16 protein-coding genes are annotated in these 18,325 nt (G+C 37.4%); 4 read left to right on the top strand and 12 right to left on the bottom strand.

Translation table 11 applies throughout. The annotated features are described in order from the left end of the window. Positions 1–101: 101 nt before the first annotated feature. Entirely contained in the window at positions 102–1,691 is a 1,590-nt protein-coding gene (locus tag AC04Q1_RS02550; RefSeq protein WP_478361516.1) for an ATP-dependent DNA ligase, read from the bottom strand. A gap of 2 nt (positions 1,692–1,693) precedes the next feature. Next, entirely contained in the window at positions 1,694–2,722 is a 1,029-nt protein-coding gene (locus AC04Q1_RS02545) for a ligase-associated DNA damage response exonuclease (protein ID WP_478361514.1), read from the bottom strand. Positions 2,723–2,878: 156 nt separating this feature from the next. Here AC04Q1_RS02545 and AC04Q1_RS02540 point away from each other — a divergent pair, with 156 nt between their 5' ends. Further along, a complete protein-coding gene (locus tag AC04Q1_RS02540; RefSeq protein WP_478361513.1) occupies positions 2,879–3,490 on the top strand; it encodes a SatD family protein in 612 nt (203 codons plus the stop codon). Further along, a complete protein-coding gene (locus AC04Q1_RS02535) occupies positions 3,490–4,200 on the top strand; it encodes a DUF3307 domain-containing protein (RefSeq protein ID WP_478361511.1) in 711 nt (236 codons plus the stop codon). Before AC04Q1_RS02540 ends, AC04Q1_RS02535 begins: the two co-directional genes overlap by 1 nt. 33 nt (positions 4,201–4,233) lie before the next feature. Here AC04Q1_RS02535 and AC04Q1_RS02530 read toward each other — a convergent pair whose 3' ends face one another. From AC04Q1_RS02530 to AC04Q1_RS02495, 8 genes are all read right to left on the bottom strand, one after another. Beyond that, positions 4,234–6,402, bottom strand: coding sequence for a S9 family peptidase (locus AC04Q1_RS02530; protein ID WP_478361509.1), 2,169 nt, complete (start codon positions 6,400–6,402; stop codon positions 4,234–4,236). A 98-nt stretch (positions 6,403–6,500) separates the two neighbouring features. Further along, on the bottom strand, positions 6,501–7,184 hold the full coding sequence (locus tag AC04Q1_RS02525) for a hypothetical protein (protein WP_478361507.1): 684 nt from the start codon (positions 7,182–7,184) through the stop codon (positions 6,501–6,503). Positions 7,185–7,207: 23 nt separating this feature from the next. Next, a complete protein-coding gene (locus AC04Q1_RS02520) occupies positions 7,208–7,984 on the bottom strand; it encodes an enoyl-CoA hydratase/isomerase family protein (RefSeq protein WP_478361505.1) in 777 nt (258 codons plus the stop codon). Between the two features lies 1 nt (position 7,985). Beyond that, complete coding sequence (locus AC04Q1_RS02515) at positions 7,986–9,485, bottom strand: ComEC/Rec2 family competence protein (protein ID WP_478361503.1); 1,500 nt, start codon at positions 9,483–9,485, stop codon at positions 7,986–7,988. 75 nt (positions 9,486–9,560) lie between these two features. After that, positions 9,561–9,947: a hypothetical protein gene (locus AC04Q1_RS02510; protein WP_478361501.1), complete on the bottom strand. Its 387-nt coding sequence runs from the start codon at positions 9,945–9,947 to the stop codon at positions 9,561–9,563. Between the two features lie 127 nt (positions 9,948–10,074). Then, entirely contained in the window at positions 10,075–11,481 is a 1,407-nt protein-coding gene (locus AC04Q1_RS02505; protein WP_478361499.1) for a hypothetical protein, read from the bottom strand. A 56-nt stretch (positions 11,482–11,537) separates the two neighbouring features. Further along, the gene (locus tag AC04Q1_RS02500) at positions 11,538–12,089 is read right to left on the bottom strand and encodes a hypothetical protein (protein ID WP_478361497.1); all 552 of its coding nucleotides are present in this window, start codon (positions 12,087–12,089) and stop codon (positions 11,538–11,540) included. A 297-nt stretch (positions 12,090–12,386) separates the two neighbouring features. Continuing rightward, positions 12,387–12,722, bottom strand: a complete 336-nt coding sequence (locus tag AC04Q1_RS02495; RefSeq protein ID WP_463494919.1) for a MerR family transcriptional regulator — start codon at positions 12,720–12,722, stop codon at positions 12,387–12,389. A gap of 116 nt (positions 12,723–12,838) precedes the next feature. Between AC04Q1_RS02495 and alaS the strand changes: the two genes are divergently transcribed. Further along, positions 12,839–15,457 (top strand): alanine--tRNA ligase, encoded by a 2,619-nt coding sequence (alaS, locus tag AC04Q1_RS02490; RefSeq protein WP_478361495.1) that lies wholly within the window; start codon positions 12,839–12,841, stop codon positions 15,455–15,457. Between the two features lie 92 nt (positions 15,458–15,549). Here the strand turns inward: alaS and AC04Q1_RS02485 are convergent, their stop codons facing one another. Both AC04Q1_RS02485 and AC04Q1_RS02480 read right to left on the bottom strand, forming a co-directional pair. Beyond that, on the bottom strand, positions 15,550–16,056 hold the full coding sequence (locus tag AC04Q1_RS02485; protein WP_478361493.1) for a hypothetical protein: 507 nt from the start codon (positions 16,054–16,056) through the stop codon (positions 15,550–15,552). A gap of 126 nt (positions 16,057–16,182) precedes the next feature. After that, positions 16,183–16,782, bottom strand: coding sequence for a hypothetical protein (locus AC04Q1_RS02480; protein WP_478361491.1), 600 nt, complete (start codon positions 16,780–16,782; stop codon positions 16,183–16,185). A 322-nt stretch (positions 16,783–17,104) separates the two neighbouring features. Between AC04Q1_RS02480 and AC04Q1_RS02475 the strand changes: the two genes are divergently transcribed. Beyond that, positions 17,105–18,292, top strand: a complete 1,188-nt coding sequence (locus tag AC04Q1_RS02475; protein WP_478361489.1) for an ATP-binding protein — start codon at positions 17,105–17,107, stop codon at positions 18,290–18,292. Positions 18,293–18,325: the final 33 nt, after the last annotated feature.

Genomic DNA, 18,325 nt, shown 5'->3' with positions numbered 1-18,325 from the left:
AAACCTATCACACTCACCTTATTTCCCCGGTATGGCCTTCAAAATCTGCAGGGTTTAAGCAAACGCTCCAGGCCTGTGAAGACCAAGCCTTGGTGTTACGTTTACAAAGTAGATTGCAGCAACTGCCTCAAATCTTCCAAAGTATTAATTTCATCTGCTTTTTTGTCTTTTCGCCACCGCAATATACGTGGAAAACGCAATGCTAAACCTGCTTTATGGCGTTTGCTTTCGGCAATTCCTTCAAATGCGATTTCGAAGACCAGTTCGGGTTTCACTGTACGTACCGGACCGAATTTTTCGATTGCATTTCGGGTTACAAAAGAATTGACTTCTTTAATTTCTTTATCAGTTAAGCCTGAATAGGCTTTTGCAATTGTTACTAAATTTTCGCCATCACGAACAGCAAATGTATAATCGGTAAAGAAATTTGCCCTTCTGCCACTTCCTTTTTGCGCATAAATCATTACGGCATCAACGGTATATGGATTGATCTTCCATTTCCACCAATCGCCACGTTTTCTGCCACTATGATAATGAGAGCTCAGTTTTTTAAGCATAATGCCCTCACTATTGATCGATCTCGAAGTTTGCCTTAATTCGGCCAGTTCTTCCCACGAATTACAATTAATTACGGGAGATATGATCACAGGACTTTCCTCCAGACCACCAATCAATTGTTCAAGTATCTTCCTTCTGGTACTTAAAGGTTCTTCTCTAAAATCTTTTGCTTCAAATTCTAAAATATCGTAAACAAAAAATCCGATGGGTGCATCCTCCAGTTGCTTTTTGCTAATCGTTTTACGGTTTAAACGCTGTTGCAGGGTACTAAACGATAAAACCTGCTTATCCTGCACGGCCAATATTTCTCCGTCCAAAACCACACCATCAGGTAAAACATCAATTATAAAATGCAGTTCGGGAAACTGTTCGGTAACCAGTTCTTCGCCACGGCTCCAGATAAATAACTCTCCGTTCCGTTTTACAATCTGTCCACGGATGCCATCCCATTTCCATTCTGCCTGCCAATCCGATATTTCCCCAAGTTTCTCCGGCTCTTGTTCTAAAGCATAGGCCAGGCAAAAGGGGTAAGGCCAGGAGTTATCCGTATTAACATGAATACCATTAATCAGTTCGTGGAAGGTGATTTCGTAAGGATTCCATTTCCCCATAATGCTATGCATAATCTGGGCACTATCTAAACTGCTTTGCTTGGCCAGCGCATTTACCAGCATTTTATTGGAAACACCGATCCTGAAATTTCCGGAGATTAATTTATTGAAAATAAAACGTTCCTGGGTTTCAAGTTTATTCCATGCATTTAAAATAAATTCCTTTTTGGTTTCGTCATCCTTACCTTCCAGATCATGTAGGTCTTCTATCCATTGATGCAACTGAAAATCGGAGGCATTTTCGGCAGGTGGCAACAACAGCGCAATGGTTTCACTTAAATCGCCAACATTCGAATAACTCTCCGCAAACAACCATTCCGGGGTTTCGGTAATATCTATGGCCCAATGTTTAAGCAGTGCCGATTTGATGGGTCTTTTAGGCTTTTTGCCTGTAAATAAGGCAATCACCCATACTTTATCCTTATCATCCGCATAATTGAAATAATCAACCAAAGCCGCGATTTTATCATTGGTTTTATTGCTCAGTTCGAGCTGCTGGATCAATTGGGCAAAACGTTTCATATTTATTTGTTTTCGTTTTGATCAGCCAAATCTACCTTGTTTTCTTCATCATCTTCTTGTCCAAACTTGGTTAAAACCTCAGATGCCTCTATGCCTTCATCATTTAAAAACCGGCTAAAAGCCGCTGTAAAACCATGGGTAACATATACTTTTTCGGCACCGGTTGCCTTAATGGCTTCTATTAAACCCGGCCAATCGGCATGGTCGCTTAAAGCAAAGCCAGCATCGGCACTTTGCCAACGGCGGTGTGCCCTAACCTGCATCCAGCCCGAGCAGATCCCTGTAACCGGATGGGATAAATTTTTGATCCATCGGCTATCCCGCATGGCAGGCGGTACAATTACAATACCTTTCTGCAGTTCATTTTTCGTCGTTTCGGGTGTAATCCTAATGGTTTCCGGAAGGCTTACACCCGCAGCTATAATTACTTCATTTAAATTGGCAATGCTGTTATGTACATAAATGGGGATATCTCCAGCCAGGTTTTTAATTAATCGCTGTGCTTTGCCCAAACTATAGGCAATCAATACGCTCGTTTTCTGTTGGTTGATGTTATTGTTTACCCAACTCTTGATGCCATTAAAAACAGTTTCCTGTTTTTGCCATTTGTAAACAGGCAGGCCGAAAGTACTTTCAGATACAAAAGAATGGCATTTAACCGGTTCAAAAGGTATGGTAATACCATCATCTTCAATTTTATAATCACCCGAGATGACACAAATTTCTCCTTTATATGCTAAACGTACCTGTGCCGATCCAATAATATGTCCGGCAGGGAAAAATGAAATGTTCACACCGTTTCTGGTGATGCTTTCGCCATATTCCAATGTTTCCACATTTAAATCTTCACTGATCCTTCGTTTTATGATGGGCTTCGTCAGGGTATGGCAGAGATAATATTTATTTCCAAAACGCACATGATCGCTATGTCCGTGTGTAGTTACGGCATAATCTACAGGCCACCAGGGGTCTACATAAAAATCGCCCTGTTTACAGTAAATGCCTCTTTTGGTAAATTCGATTAATGCCATAGCTATTAAACAATAAATTTATTGATTAGTTTTAAGTCAATATCGGCTAAATACCCGATAATTTAAAATATCGGCTAATTAACCGATAAAACGAAATATCGGCTAAATACCCGATACTAACCTTTGAAATATGAATAATAAACCTGATATTGTACTATGATTTGTATTATAACAGGTGATATTGTAGGCTCAAGAAAGATTAAAGATAGCTGGTTATTAAGTTTGAAAACGGGTTTAAAAACAGTTTCAAATCAGCATAGCAAGGGGGAGATCTATCGTGGAGATAGCTTTCAGGTAGAGGTTGATCCAAAAAATGCAATGAGAGCAGCTGCCTATTTAAAAGCCTGTATCAGGGTAAATAAACCGGCAGATGTAAGGATGGGCATCGGTATCGGAGATCTGAAAAACAAACGCAAAAAGCTTTCAGAATCAAGTGGCGACGCTTTTGTAAACTCAGGCGCTGCTTTCGACAGTTTAAAACAGGCTAAAGTTAATCTGGCCATTAAAACCGATAACCCTGATTTTGACGAAGAAATAAATGTGTTGATCAAGCTTTCTTTAATATCAATGGACAGTTGGGGAGAAGTAGCTGCCGAAATGGTAAAACTGGCCCTGGAAAATGAAAATCTGTTACAGAGTGAGCTAGCTGCAATTTCGGGAAGAACGCAATCGTCTGTAAGTGAAGCGCTAAAACGCGCACATTATACCGAAATAATGGAAATGGACAAACTCTACCGTAAAAAATTGAACCAAATGATCTTAAAATAATGGATATCTATTTAATTAAGCTTCTTATCGCCCATTTAATTGGAGACTTCTTTTTACAACCAAACGCCTGGGTAAAAGATAAGGAGAGGAGAAAGTTAAAATCAACAAAACTTTACCTACATGTAGCCGTTCATGTGGCTTTAATATTCCTTATTTTTTTAAGCTTTGATGTTTGGAAAACCGCCTTATTGATCGGCATTCTCCATCTGTTTATCGATGCATTAAAATCTATTTTTCAGACGAATAAAAATGCGCGCATACTATTTTTTGTTGATCAGGTTTTACATTTCGCCTCAATAGCGGCGGTATGGCATATATTTTATAAGGGAAGTATTGATATCAGTTTTTTAAATGAAACCAAAACATGGGCTTTATTCTCGGGAGTTTTGTTTTTAACGATGCCTACCTCGATCATCATGAAGGTAATTATCGACAAATGGATCCCGGATAATCAGCCAGATAGTCCAAAATCATTACAAAATGCAGGAAAGTACATCGGGATATTGGAGCGGGTATTAATTTTTCTCTTTATCCTCACCAACCATTTTGAGGCAGTTGGTTTTTTACTGGCAGCTAAATCAATATTTCGGTTTGGCGATTTAAAAGAAGCACATGATCTTAAATTAACCGAATATGTATTAATTGGAACCTTACTGAGCTTCGGCATAGCCATTGCAACCGCGATGCTTACCCAAATGTTTATCGCATAAAAAAAGCAGCCCTAAAGCTGCTTTTTAAAATTTCTATCTTGCTCCCGGAGGACAATTTTCTTTTAAAAACTTGGTATAAGTCAACGATAAATGTTCGCTTGTTCCCTCGCCTTCAGAGATGCTGTGGGTACGGTTTGGATAACTCATCAATTGAAAAACCTTTCTGTTTTTGATCAGCTCATTGATTAGCATTTCGGCATTTTGATAATGAACGTTATCATCTCCTGTACCATGGATGTACAATAAATTACCTTTCAGGTTTTTAGCATAAGTAACAGGAGAGCCCTTTACATACGCTTCTTTACTTGGAAAAGGCGTGCCCATATAACGCTCCTGATAAATATTATCGTAGGTTAACTGGTTGCCAACCGCTGCAATTGCAATACCCGTTTTATAAATTTCAGGATACTGGAACATCAGGTTTAAAGTTGATGAACCACCACCGCTCCAGCCCCAAACAGCTACACGGTCTTTATCCATGAAAGTGTTGGTAGCCAAAAGTTTTTTAGCGGCCATGGCCTGATCACGGATGTTGATTACCCCAATGTTTTTGTAAATACTTTTACGCCATACGCTTCCTTTTGGAACAGGCGCCCCTCTGTTGTCCATTGAGATATAGATATAGCCATCTTTAGCCATATCGCCAGCATATAAGAAATTTCTTCCTGCACCATAAGTATCTGATGCCGTTGGCGAAGCAGGTTCTCCATATACATAAAATACTACCGGATATTTCTTGTCAGGATTAAAATTATCAGGTTTTTTCATCCATCCATCCATTTCAATACCATCTTCGGTAGTTACTTTAAAAAACTCAACTTTGTTTTTACCCGCTTCTTGTTTAGACAATTGCGTGGTAATGCTTCCGTTCATGGTAAATGGATTGCCAGTGGTAAAATTCATCCATTCGGTAATCGGCCTAACAATAGAACTGTTGTAAGAATGACGGGCAAAAGCCGCATTAGGAGAAATATCGTAACTGTGTGTGCCTGGTAAAATAGAAGGCGTAACCTGTTCTAATTTTCCTTTTCCGTCTAGCTTGGTTTTAAAAAGATATTTCTGAGTAGCGTTTGTAGGCGAGGCTAAGAAATAAACTGTATTGTTTTTTACATCAATCAGTTTTACATCAATCACATCGTAATTGCCTTTTGTAACCAGTGTTTCTTTTTTCCCATCAAGGCTGATTCTGTAAAGGTGGTTCCAGCCATCCTTATCAGATACAATTGTAAATTCCTTATTATCATTTAACCATTTCCATTCGTCCTGTGCATCGATCCAGGCCTTAGCTTTTTCGGTATAAATTGCTTTCGCAGCTCCAGTAGCGGCATTGCAGATGAATACTATACTTTCATTCTGCTCGCGGTTAAGCTGTTGCAAAATGATATTGTTACTGTTCGGTACCCATTGCATGCGTGGAATATAGTGCTGGATATTATCGCCAGGAACGTCTAACCAGTTAGTTTTAGCAGTGGTTACATCAACCACACCAACCTTACAGGCTGAAGGGTTTTCGCCAACTTTTGGATACTCTACCGGGATTGTATAAGGATAGATAGAATCTGTATTGTTGATCATTAAAAAGTTTTTGATCTTCGTTGCATCAATTTGCCAAAAGGCAATCGATTTTCCATCAGGGCTCCATCTAAAACCATCGCGACAATCGAATTCTTCTTCATAAACCCAATCAAAAGTACCATTGATCATGCGGTCGGTGCCATCAGTTGTTAAGGCTTTGGCGCCAGATCCATCAATATTTTCTACATATAAATTATGCTTGCTTACGTAAGCCACTTTACTACCATCAGGTGATAACTTGGCAAACATCAAAGATGATGCTGGTTTATCTTTTCCGATCTGGATAATTTTATTTGCTGTTAAATCAGCTAGCCAATAGTCACCGCGTGTATCATAACGCCAAACTTTCTTGCTATTGGTGTAAATCAGTGCTTTAGTACCATCATCAGATAACTGGAAACTTCTTACCGCAATGGCATCACTTTTACCGGGAGGAGTTAATAGCGCTCTTGATATAATGGTTTTCCGGTCACTCTTAGGAAGTGTTACCGAGATAATTTCTCCGCTTGCAATCTGATAGTAGGAGTTGCCATCCTTCGCCCAGTTGATACCTTGGGCATTTGCCTCGGTTAATGCACATAATACTATGCAAGCGGCTGATAGTCTGAGTAATAATTTTTTAATCATATATAAGTTTTGGACATAAAAAAAGCTTTTCAACTTTCGGGCTAATTTAAATAAAAAGCCGGCAGTTAAAAAGCTATTAATTAGCAGAGATTGGTTAATTATTCACCACCGCCCTGCATTTTTGCTAAATCTTCCATGGTTACTACTTCGTAACCAGTTGGTACTTCTTTAGAGATTGCACCAATTTTACCTTCAACAACAGATTTCAATGTTGTGGTGGTTTCGACACCTCTTTGAACCAAAGTATATTTTACCGGAAAAGCACCTAAACCTGGAAAATAGTTTTGAGAACCTACATTAGGCAATTCGATATCTTTTGTAGCCCAAAGTTCCATTGCAGTACCTTTTTCATCTTTAAAAGTATATTTTTCTGCGCTAAAGCCACCGATAGTCTGTTTCTCGCCAGTAGCTTTGAAATCAGAATATTTAGGAATGGCACCCATGGCTTTTTCGATATCTGCCTTAGATTGTTTAACAGCAAATTGTTTTTGAGCAACCGGCACATCAATTAAAAGCAGACCTGTTCTTTCATTGTTATCAGAAACGATTCCAATTAAAGCCGGGCCTTGTTCCATTTCAATTTTTGTTAAACCATTATTGAATTTAACTTTAAGCTCTGCTGGCGGCTCTTGTCCACCCATAGCTGATTTTTGTTCTTCTGTTAATTTATATGCCAGGCTATAGGTAATCGTACCTTCAGTCATTTTCTTTTGTGCATGAGCGATGATTGCGCTACTTACCAGGATTAAAGCGACAACGCTTGTTTTGATTGATTTGAACATGTTTTTTATTTCAGTTTAGTTTTTTACCAGTTAATTTTTTCTTTGTTTAAAAATGAAGAAATTCCTTTTTTAAAATCTTCACTTTCCCTTACGCGGGCATTTATCTGTACCGCAGTTTCCAAGCATTTTTCCAATAGGGGATTGTTGGTTTGCGTAATCAATTGTTTAGTAATCATTAACGAATTGCCAGAACTTCCATTACACAAACTTAGTGCAAATTCTCTTACTTTTTGATGAATTTCGGATGAATTTGTTACAAAATTGATCAAATTATATTTTAATGCCTGTTCTGCTGAAAAGGTTTTTCCGGTAAGCAATATTTCTTTGGCAACAGATTCACTTACTTTCTGTTTTAAGAAACATGAAACAATGGCCGGAACAAAACCAATTTTAACTTCGGTATAACCAAAATTACTTTCAGGGGTAGCAAAAACAAGATCGCATATCGTTGCCAAACCACAACCACCAGCGATTGCATGTCCTTCTACCTGTGCAATAACTACCTTGGGTAAATAATAAATGGTTGTAAAGAGTTTTTTTAAACGATTAGAATCAGCGACATTTTCCTCGAAGGTATTCTGCTGTAGCTGCTGCAGGTACCCCAAATCGGCACCCGCGCTAAAAGAGTCGCCATTTGCATTTAAAACCACAACTTTAACCAGATCATCTTCCGACGCAGTAATAAATGCTGCTGTTAATGCAGTTATGAGCTCAGGATTTAAGGCATTTCTTTTTTCAGGTCTATTAATGGTTATTGTCGCAATTCTATCTGCAACTTGATACAAAACCAGATTTTCCATGTTATTGGGTTAGTTGCACCAAATATGCTTTATTTTTCTTTAAAACATGGGCATCTAAGTGATTATTCTTCACAACTTTTTTAAAAATCTCAATCTTATAATCTTTGTTAGTGGCATCGATTAATACATTATTGTATTTAATATCTGAATCTAGTTTCACTAGATTAAACTTAGTATTTCCACTGATCCAAAGGCTTGAAAAAGCGCCATTTCCTTTTAACGTTTTATAATTTGACCGGTCATCAATCAGCAATATTTTATAATTAAGGAATACAATCTGATTGTTTTTTAAAATGAAACTTCCTATAACAGTATCCTTCTTTAAACTGATATGAGAAATCTTAGCTATCTGCAGCTTGGCTAATGCAGGTTTAACAAAAAAAGCGTAGTTTTTATCCGTAGCTTTTAAATCAGTAACCAGAACAGTTTCCTTTCCACGAATAAAAGCAGCGGCATAATTTTTCCTTAGTGAGAAAAAAATAATCCTTTGTTGATGATAGGCGTTAAGGTCATCGTGTACAACCAATAGTTGATAAGAAATAAAAACTGCCAAAGATGAAAATATAAAACGTTTATTAAAGTTTGCCACTCCGTAAATAAATAATCCTAAAGCAGAACTCAATAAGATAAATTCAGGCAGATTAATCCATATGGATGAAAAGGTAGCAAAGGGCAGATCTGCAATCCATCTGAGTACCTGATTTGTAAAAGTAATGATCCATTCGAAAATTCGCGCTAACAAACTCAACCACGGAACCAGGATGGCAATTCCTAAATACATCATTAATACCAATGGAATGGTGATAAAGAGGTTGCCAAAAAGGAAATAAAGCGGGAATTGATGAAAGTAATAAACACTTAAAGGAAATGTAACCATCTGGGCAGCTAAAGACATTGCCGTGAAACTCCATAATCTGTCTGTCCATTTATTTTTAATATACATCAGATTATAAATTTTGGGCTGGAGATAAATCAATCCAAAAACCGCAAGATAGGAGAGTTGAAATCCAACGTCCCAAATTAAAAATGGATTATAAAGCAACTGACAAAAAGCCGAAAAGGCTAAAACGTTATAACTATTGGTGTTTTTGGATAAAACTTTAGCGGTTATTAAAATACTGATCATGATTGCAGAGCGTACAACCGAAGGAGATAAGCCCGTAAGCAAAGCATATCCCCAAATCAAAGTACAGATTAATATAAGTTTCATGATTTTTAATCCAGGTTTCTTATTCATGAAAAGGAGGAGAAAATCTAAAATAACATAAATAATAGCTACGTGCGCGCCTGAAACAGATAGTGCGTGTATCGTACCGGTTTTGGAATATGCGGATAAGGTTTCCTGACTTAAATCTGCCCGGTAACCCAGTATTAATGTTGATGCCACAGCAAAAGCTTCTTTGCTTTTAATCAGTTTCCGGTATTTCTCTATTTGTTTTTCCCTTAAGCTTAAGGCCAGCCCAATAACCTGATCACCATTATCATGACCCGTTTTAATCAAATGATCCTGGTCTATAAAAGCCTGATGATAAATATTCTGATTAGCTAACCAGGCTTTAAATCAAATTCGGCAGGGTTATATGGGGGGGGCAACTTCTGTGGATTTGTCTGGGATCATGATTTCATCGCCATACCTTATGGTAACAGGATTTAAGCTATCTAATCTCACTGCTAAAAGCAGTTGCCCGGATAATTTAATCTGCTGACCGTTATGATATCCGGCAACTACCACTGTCTTAAATCTTAATATATTGTTACTTTTTTCGGGCTCATCCTCTACCCATACTTTTAAATAGTCATATTGTTTGTTTGCAAAGTAATTTTCCCTCAGCATATCATTATTTCTCACGCAAAGCAAGCCGCCCAAATTGAAGAAGAGTATAAAAATTATAGCACCGATTGCTCCTTTGTAACGGTATGCCTTAAACTTTTTATAGGTAATATTTATGGTTATTATGCTCAATAGCACAATACCATAGTTATTTCTAAAACCTGCAAACCAGTGTTTGTCGGAAAAAAATAAAAAATACCGATCCCGATAAGAAATGGAAGTAAAACCCTTACAAAAACGTATTCAGCCTTAAACATGCTTAGAACTGATAACGTAACTGAATTTTAGCTTCCGATTTTTTATTGCCCTTAATTTCATCCAGGTAGGTACCAACTGTTTCTACGTTTTTATAAACAAACAAGCCATACCTCAACCAGATATTTAACTTCTTTACTAAATTGTATTTCAAATTTAAATACGTTCTAAAACCTTTTCCACTATACATCCCAAAACTAAAACTGTATAAAACATCGTCTTCATAGGCGTAAATTCTACTGTTGTAACTTGGTGTATTGAAATAGGCAAGCCGTAGGTTGCCGGTAATTTTAGAAAACATGGGCGAGTAATCTACATCCTGATAAACCAGGTAACCAAATTCCCGATCAGCACTGCCTTTTTTAAACTGCGAAATCTCCGCACGGTTCTGGAAACCCCAGCGCTTATCCAGCTGCCAGTTTATTTCGGCCCGATAACCCGTCTTATTAACATCATCTAAAAAGTTTACAGGTACATCCAAATCGGTATTTTGCTGCTTCCTTTCAGTTTTAAATCTAAGCAAGGCCTTAAAACCTTTGCTTGGCATATAAACGGCCTGACTTAACACCTCATAACCTTTTGACGGCTCGTCAACCCGGTACTTCAACCATGGAAACCGAAAATAATCACCATAAAAAGAAAAGGCCCAATGTTTATTCGGGTTAATATTTAAACCTGCATACAACCCTCTTTCATTTATGGCTTCACTGGATTCGGATACCGCCTGATTAAAGAAGCTATGGTAGTCTTTAGCATAATTACGATAAGTTAATGCTGCAGAAACTGTTCTTGATAAGCTGATCAGTATTCCATTAATGTATGCAAAACCTCCACCCAAACCCTTTGCACCTTCGCCATACAGATACATATTCTTATAGGTATAGTTATAAAACAAGCCCAAATTTGTTAATGATTTCCCCGTAAAGCTATATTGATCATAAGCAGCAGTCTGTGTAATAAAGCTATTCCCGTAATGACTCCGGTAAGCAATTGCACCCAGCGTAAATTCGTTTTGAGCGTACTGTATGGCAGCACCATATAATCGCTGTGAAAGCACCCTTTTATTTTTAATCTCAGAGGGTGTTCTATGTAATCCGGTTTGATTAATGGTAGATTGAACTAAATCTCCATTCGGATCCAATTTTTGGCTTGCATCAAGATTTCTAAAAGAAACAAAAGGAGTAATGTCTATATTTTTGAGTAAGGTAATTGTAGCTGAGGCTCCCCTGAAAAAAGAATATTCATTGGTAGAGTTATAAGGCCTTAATCCCAAATCTTTTTTAGCAACACTGGTAACATCAGGACCTTTTCCAAAAGAAAACCCTGACCACAGTGTTAAGCCCTGTCCAAATTGCAAAGAATAATCACCGAGTACCAGTTTTTTTAACTTACCCAATTTGAATAATGCCACATTGCCAGCGTAAAAATCAAAAGGCTTGCCCCCAAATTTTTCACCAGCATCTTTATCTAAAGTGATGGCTGCAGATAGGAGCGTGCTATAATTATACCTGTATCGGGTTTGGAATTTCTCAGGCGATCCCCCAGATACCGGTTTCCCGGTAAATCAGTAAATCCCTTTTGTTTTTGTATGGTTTGCGCAAAGCGTATCATTAAATCATTTTCGCCGTCCTTAAAAATATTTTTAAAATTAAGTTGTTCATATTCGCCTATATTGGTTAATGTTACAAATGGGAGTAAACTCTGAACGGTCTTAACATCAAAGCCATTTATACTTTGTAACTCCAATACATCAACAAGCTGCCCGTTTTCTTTTATATAAGAGAAGAAATTGCTAATCTGTAGTGGAGATAGGAAAACAAATGTTTTGAGTTCTTCTGGCGAGGTGTGATTCAAATTGATCGGATGTTTACGATATCTTGTGAATACATCAACCAGCTCGCTCATATCATAATCATCTGGCAGGTTTTCCGCCATACTTTCCAATATATCACGAATGTCATTTTCTTGCACATTGGTTTGTGCATTTGCAACAGACCCAATCATTGCGAATGCAATCATTAAGATTTTGCAAGATCTGTTTAAACGGGGTAATCTTAAACAGATCGATCGGTAAAAGCTAGACCTTACTGGCCAGAATACCCTGAGATTATACCATGATAAAGTTCTTTGAGAAGATGAATCAAGGAAAAAAAAGACAAGCAATAACGAATACCATATTTTCATAAGCAGTAATTAAACCAGTTCAAGAAAAATGGGGGTGATTATTGTATTACGCTTATAAAGATAGAAAAATATTATTAAAACTACAAATAGCGTAGGTGTTAATATACTGAATTGTAGTACTTAAAAAATCGTTTATAGTTCGTCTGCAAGATTTACCAAAAAACCTTTCAATTTTTCCAGCGAATCGATGATCTTCTGATTTTCACGTACACCGGTTTTGTTATTTTTGAGATAGTCTTTTGCACCTTTTAAGGTAAAGCCTTTTTCATCTACCAGATTAAAGATAATTTTTAAGTTCTCAATGTCTTCAGGAGTGAAAAGACGGTTGCCTTTTTTGTTTTTCTTAGGCTGAAGGATATCGAATTCTTTTTCGTAAAAACGGATCTGTGATGCGTTTACATTAAACATTTCAGTCACCTCGCCCATGGTATAATACATTTTATTAATGTCTCTTTCTTTATACGGCATATTTTGTGCTTGATTATGAGTGTTTTATATCGATTAATTAAAGTATTCAAATGTAGCTCGATTTTTCCTTAATAACGCAATAAAATTTTAATTTTGTTCCCTCCAATAATATTGAAATGACAGCAAAAGAGATTAGACAGGCATTCCTTAGTTTTTTTGAATCGAAACAACATCATGTTGTTCCATCCGCACCGATTGTGGTTAAAAATGACCCAACTTTAATGTTTACCAATGCGGGTATGAACCAGTTTAAAGATTTGTTTTTAGGAGAGGCGGCCATAAAATATTCTCGTGTTGCTGATACCCAACGTTGTTTACGTGTATCGGGCAAACATAACGATCTGGAAGAGGTAGGTATTGATACCTATCACCATACTATGTTCGAAATGCTGGGCAATTGGAGTTTTGGCGACTATTTCAAAAAAGAAGCCATTGCCTGGAGTTGGGAGTTATTGACCGAAGTTTATAAAATTCCAAAAGAAAAGTTATATGTTACCTATTTCGAGGGTGACGAAAAAGAGGGTTTAGAGAAAGATCAGGAAGCTTATGACCTTTGGAAACAGTATGTAGACGAAAGTCATATTTTACCAGGGAACAAAAAAGATAATTTTTGGGAAATGGGCGATACCGGTCCATGTGGGCCATGCTCAGAAATCCATGTTGATTGCCGTACCGATGAAGAAAAAGCATTGGTTGATGGTGCTACCTTGGTAAACGCAGACCATCCTCAGGTAATCGAAATCTGGAATAATGTATTTATGCAGTTTAACCGTTTAAAAGATGGTTCACTGCAAAGCTTACCTGCCAAACATGTGGATACCGGAATGGGCTTTGAGCGTTTGGTGCGTGTTCTGCAAGAAAAAACATCCAACTATGATACGGACGTTTTTCAGCCGATGATTCAGTTTATTGCTGACAAATCGGAGATTAAATATGGTGCAGAGGAGAAAACTGATATTGCAATGCGTGTAATGGCTGATCACATCCGTGCCATTTCATTTGTGATTGCTGATGGACAATTGCCATCAAATAATAAGGCTGGTTACGTAATCCGAAGGATTTTACGTCGCGCGGTACGTTATGCCTATACTTTCCTGAACTTTAAAGAACCGTTTTTAAATCAATTGGTTCCTTTATTGGCTGAACAGTTTAAAGGTGTTTTTGATGAGTTGATCTCACAACAGGATTTTGTACAGAAAGTGGTTTTGGAAGAAGAAGTTTCTTTCTTAAGAACTTTATCTACAGGTATACAACGTTTCGACAAATACCAGACTTCCAATGATGTGGTAGAAGGTAACTTTGCTTTTGAGTTATCAGACACCTTTGGTTTCCCTATCGATTTGACCGAATTAATGGCGAGAGAAAAGGGCTGGAGTGTTGATTTAGCTGGCTATGAACAGGCTTTGAAAAAACAAAAAGATGATAGCCGCGCCGCCACCGCCATTGATACAGGAGACTGGATTATAGTAAATACAGAAGATCAAAGTGAATTTGTAGGTTACGATGAATTAGAAATTGAAACTGAAATTTTAAAATACCGTAAAGTAAAAGCCAAAGGTAAGGAGCAATATCAAATTGTTTTACGCCAAACGCCTTTTTACGCAGAAAGTGGTGGTCAGGTAGGAGATACAGGACGCTTAGAAGACCATAGCCGTCAGTTTTGGGTAGATATTACCGATACTAAAAAGGAAAATGGCTTAACTGTTCATTTTGCAGATATATTGCCAGACAATTTAGAAGGTAAATTTTGGGCTGTTGTAGATGAAGATAAACGTGTTTTAACAGAAGATAATCACTCAGCAACACACTTACTGCACGCAGCATTGAAACAGGTTTTAGGTAAACATGTAAACCAAAAAGGTTCATTGGTGAATGCAGATTACTTACGTTTCGATTTTTCTCACTTTGCTAAAGTATCCGATGAAGAATTAGCGCAGATTGAAGTGATCGTGAACCAAAAAATCCGCCAGAATATCAAATTAAAAGAGCAGCGTAACGTCCCTTATCAGGATGCCATTGAAAGTGGTGTAACCGCATTATTTGGCGAAAAATATGGTGATTTTGTTCGGATGATCACGTTTGACGATCATTTCTCTAAAGAACTTTGTGGTGGTACACATGTAAAAGCTACCGGACAGATCGGTTCATTCAAAATTATTTCTGAAAGCGCAGTAGCCGCAGGTGTTCGTCGTATTGAGGCCATTACCGCGGATAAAGCAGAGCAATATTTCTTAGATCAGAGAAAAGAGCTTGGGCATTTAAAAGCTTTATTGAATGGAAGTAAGGATTTATCAGCATCTGTTCAGGCTTTATTGGATGAAAATGCAAAACTGAAAAAGGAAATCGAAAAATCCACTTTAGAACGCGTTAATACTTTAAAACATGAAATTGTACACCATGTTAGGGGAGTACACGGTATTAACCTCATTGCAAAACACATTGATCTGCAAAGCGCTGATGCCGTCAAAAATCTGGCTTTCTCTTTGAAAGATATGATAGATAACCTATTCTTAGTGTTCACTACAGAAATTTACGGTAAACCGGGAATAACCGTAATGCTTTCTGATCACCTGGTTAAAAAGGGATTGAATGCCTCGAACATTGTGCGCGAATTGGGTAAGGAAATCCAGGGTGGCGGTGGCGGACAGCCTTTTTACGCTACAGCCGGTGGTAAAAACCCTGCTGGTTTACCTGTTGTTCTGGAAAAAGCAGAAAGTTTTATCCCGCATCATTAATTTGATGTAATAGCCCCTGAAAATAAACCCGATAATTATCGGATCAGGGTAAAGTTATCAATAAAAAAGAGGCCAAAAGCCTCTTTTTTATTTTAATGTCTACCATGTTTTTCCCGGTGTCCTCTGGAGAATAAACTCGAATTTACTCTTCTGTCGTGATACCTGTTATCGACATGGTAAGATCTATAATTATTTCTTGGCGAACTGTACCTCACCCGGTTGCCTCCACCACCATAAGATGAGCGGTAATAATTATTATGGTGTGAATAAGTTACTCTGTGCGAATTATAGTTACGGTAAGGACTGTTTCCATAAACTACTATCTTTCTACCCCTATGCAAGTCATAGCCTCTGTATCTTGCTGGCAAGTACCTTGATCTGGTCCACCTGTTTCCACTTAAATAAACAAACTGCCTTTGTGGAACATAATAATAAGACTGAACTTCTGGGAGATAGTAATAATTAACATTTTGATAACCTGCAGGAACCCAAGCAGGCTGAGCACCGATATTTACATTGATGCTTACCTGAGCGTTAGATTGATTAGATGTTAAAGCCACGATACCTACTATCGCGGAGATGATAAATAACTTTTTCATAATAATCTATTTTATTTGTGTGTACTTCAGTAATTCAAACGCTGTGCCAAAATTTCTATTGTAACAGAGATATAAAAAAAGGAGCTTCTTTCGAAACTCCCTTCCATCACAACTAAATATTAAACTTTAATGGCGATCGTTACCATGGTTTTGTCCATTATTTCTTTCCGGACGATGATCACGACCATTATTAGATTGGGGGCGGCCATTATTTTGAACAGGCCTGTTCACACTTCTTGGTATCACACGGCTTGGACGGTTATTATTACGAACTACTGTTACGTTTTTAACAGGTCTTTGATTGTAGTTTGGATGTCCTTTTACCACATAGTATTTACTATCACGGCTATCCCTAATCACGGTTTGATGACCATTATAATTTTTGTATTTACTATATCTGGTTACATAAACATTGTTTCTCAGATATGGTCTTGGCTCATTAATGACCACTTTATATGCGCGGTAAAGATCAAAATTTCCGTATTTGGAAGGCAAGCTATTTGTCCAGACCCAGCGTCCGCCATTTGCATAAATGTACTGACCAGAGGGCACATAATAGTAGGCATCAATATCAGGGAAATAATAATAATCTACATGGTCGTACCCAGTAGGGCCCCAAACGGGCTGAGATCCAATATTAATATTTAAGCTAACCTGTGCTTTGGCGCTGTTGATGCTGAATAATGAAACCATCAGAACTGCAGCAAATAAAACTAACTTTTTCATAACGTTTTTAATTAAAAGGTTTCTTTTGTGTGTATTTACTGAGATAGACGAAGCAGTTCCGATTTAGTTTAATATCAGTTTGACCATTTAACATTATTTAACGGATTACCAACCTATTGAGTAATTTTACTCATTATATTGAGTAAATTGTATATATAACTATAATTATCTGATTTACAGTATTTTGTTTGATAATTTTTTTAAAATGAAGGGTTCAAAATCCCTGTTCTATTATATTGATTAATTAAATTTTATAACAATAGTTTTGTACTACTAGATACAATGAGTAATTTTACTCAGTCTATTGAGTAAAATGTAAAATATGTTTCAAAGGTCTTATTTAGAGAAACTTACAAAGGTGATGAATGAGCCAAAGAGGTTTATTCAGGTGCTTGTTGGACCACGACAGGTTGGTAAAACCACACTGATTAGTCAGTTGGTTCAGGAAATTGCTATACCTTATATATTCGAATCTGCTGATGCCGTTGCCGCATCAGACCGGACCTGGATTGAGCAGATATGGAATAATACCAGAGAGAACATAAAGGAACCCAATATTAATGAATATCTTCTGGTAATAGATGAGATTCAGAAAATTGACAATTGGAGTGAAGTTATAAAGCGTTTATGGGATGAAGATATGCGAAACGGGGTAAACATTAAAGTAATATTACTAGGTTCATCGAGATTGTTAATTCAGCAGGGTTTAACTGAATCTTTGGCTGGCCGTTTCGAGTTAACCTATTTAGGACACTGGAGTTTTACTGAAATGGAAAGTGCTTTTGGTTTCACTGCAGACCAATACGTTTGGTTTGGAGGTTATCCTGGGGCTGCAGGTTTAATTAACGATGAGGAACGATGGAAAAATTATGTTTCAAATGCCTTGATCGAAACTAGTATCTCGAAAGATATTTTAATGCTTACCCGTGTTGATAAACCAGCCTTAATGAAACGTTTATTCGAACTCGGCTGTGTATATTCAGGCCAGATCTTATCTTTTACTAAAATATTAGGACAGCTTTCTGATGCTGGTAATACCACCACCTTGTCTCATTACTTACAATTGCTGGATACAGCCGGTTTATTGGGGGGCATTGAGAAATTTGCAGCTGATGTAATCCGGAAGCGTTCATCGAGCCCAAAATTTCAGGTGCATAATAATGCCCTGGTAAGTGTCCAGAGAAATGAATTCTTTGGGGAAATAAAAAAACAGCCCGCCGAATGGGGAAGGATGGTCGAATCATCAATAGGCGCCCATCTGTTAAATTCTTCTTTTGTTGAAGGCTACAAAGTATTTTATTGGCGGCATAGAAAAGATGAGGTAGATTTTATTTTAGAAAAACGAGGTAAAATAATCGGCATAGAAGTCAAAAGTACTGGCTTCGTAACGGGCACTTCTGGAATGGATGCTTTTAACAAAATGTTTAAACCAGATAAAATACTTTTAGTTGGCACCGGAGGATTGCCTTGGCAAGAATTTTTAAAAATTTCTCCATCAAGCCTTTTTTAACGAAAGACTAAATAATAACTATATTTGACACAT

The organism is Pedobacter humicola, from assembly GCF_056490705.1.
This window is presented reverse-complemented; position numbering and strand designations above follow the sequence as displayed.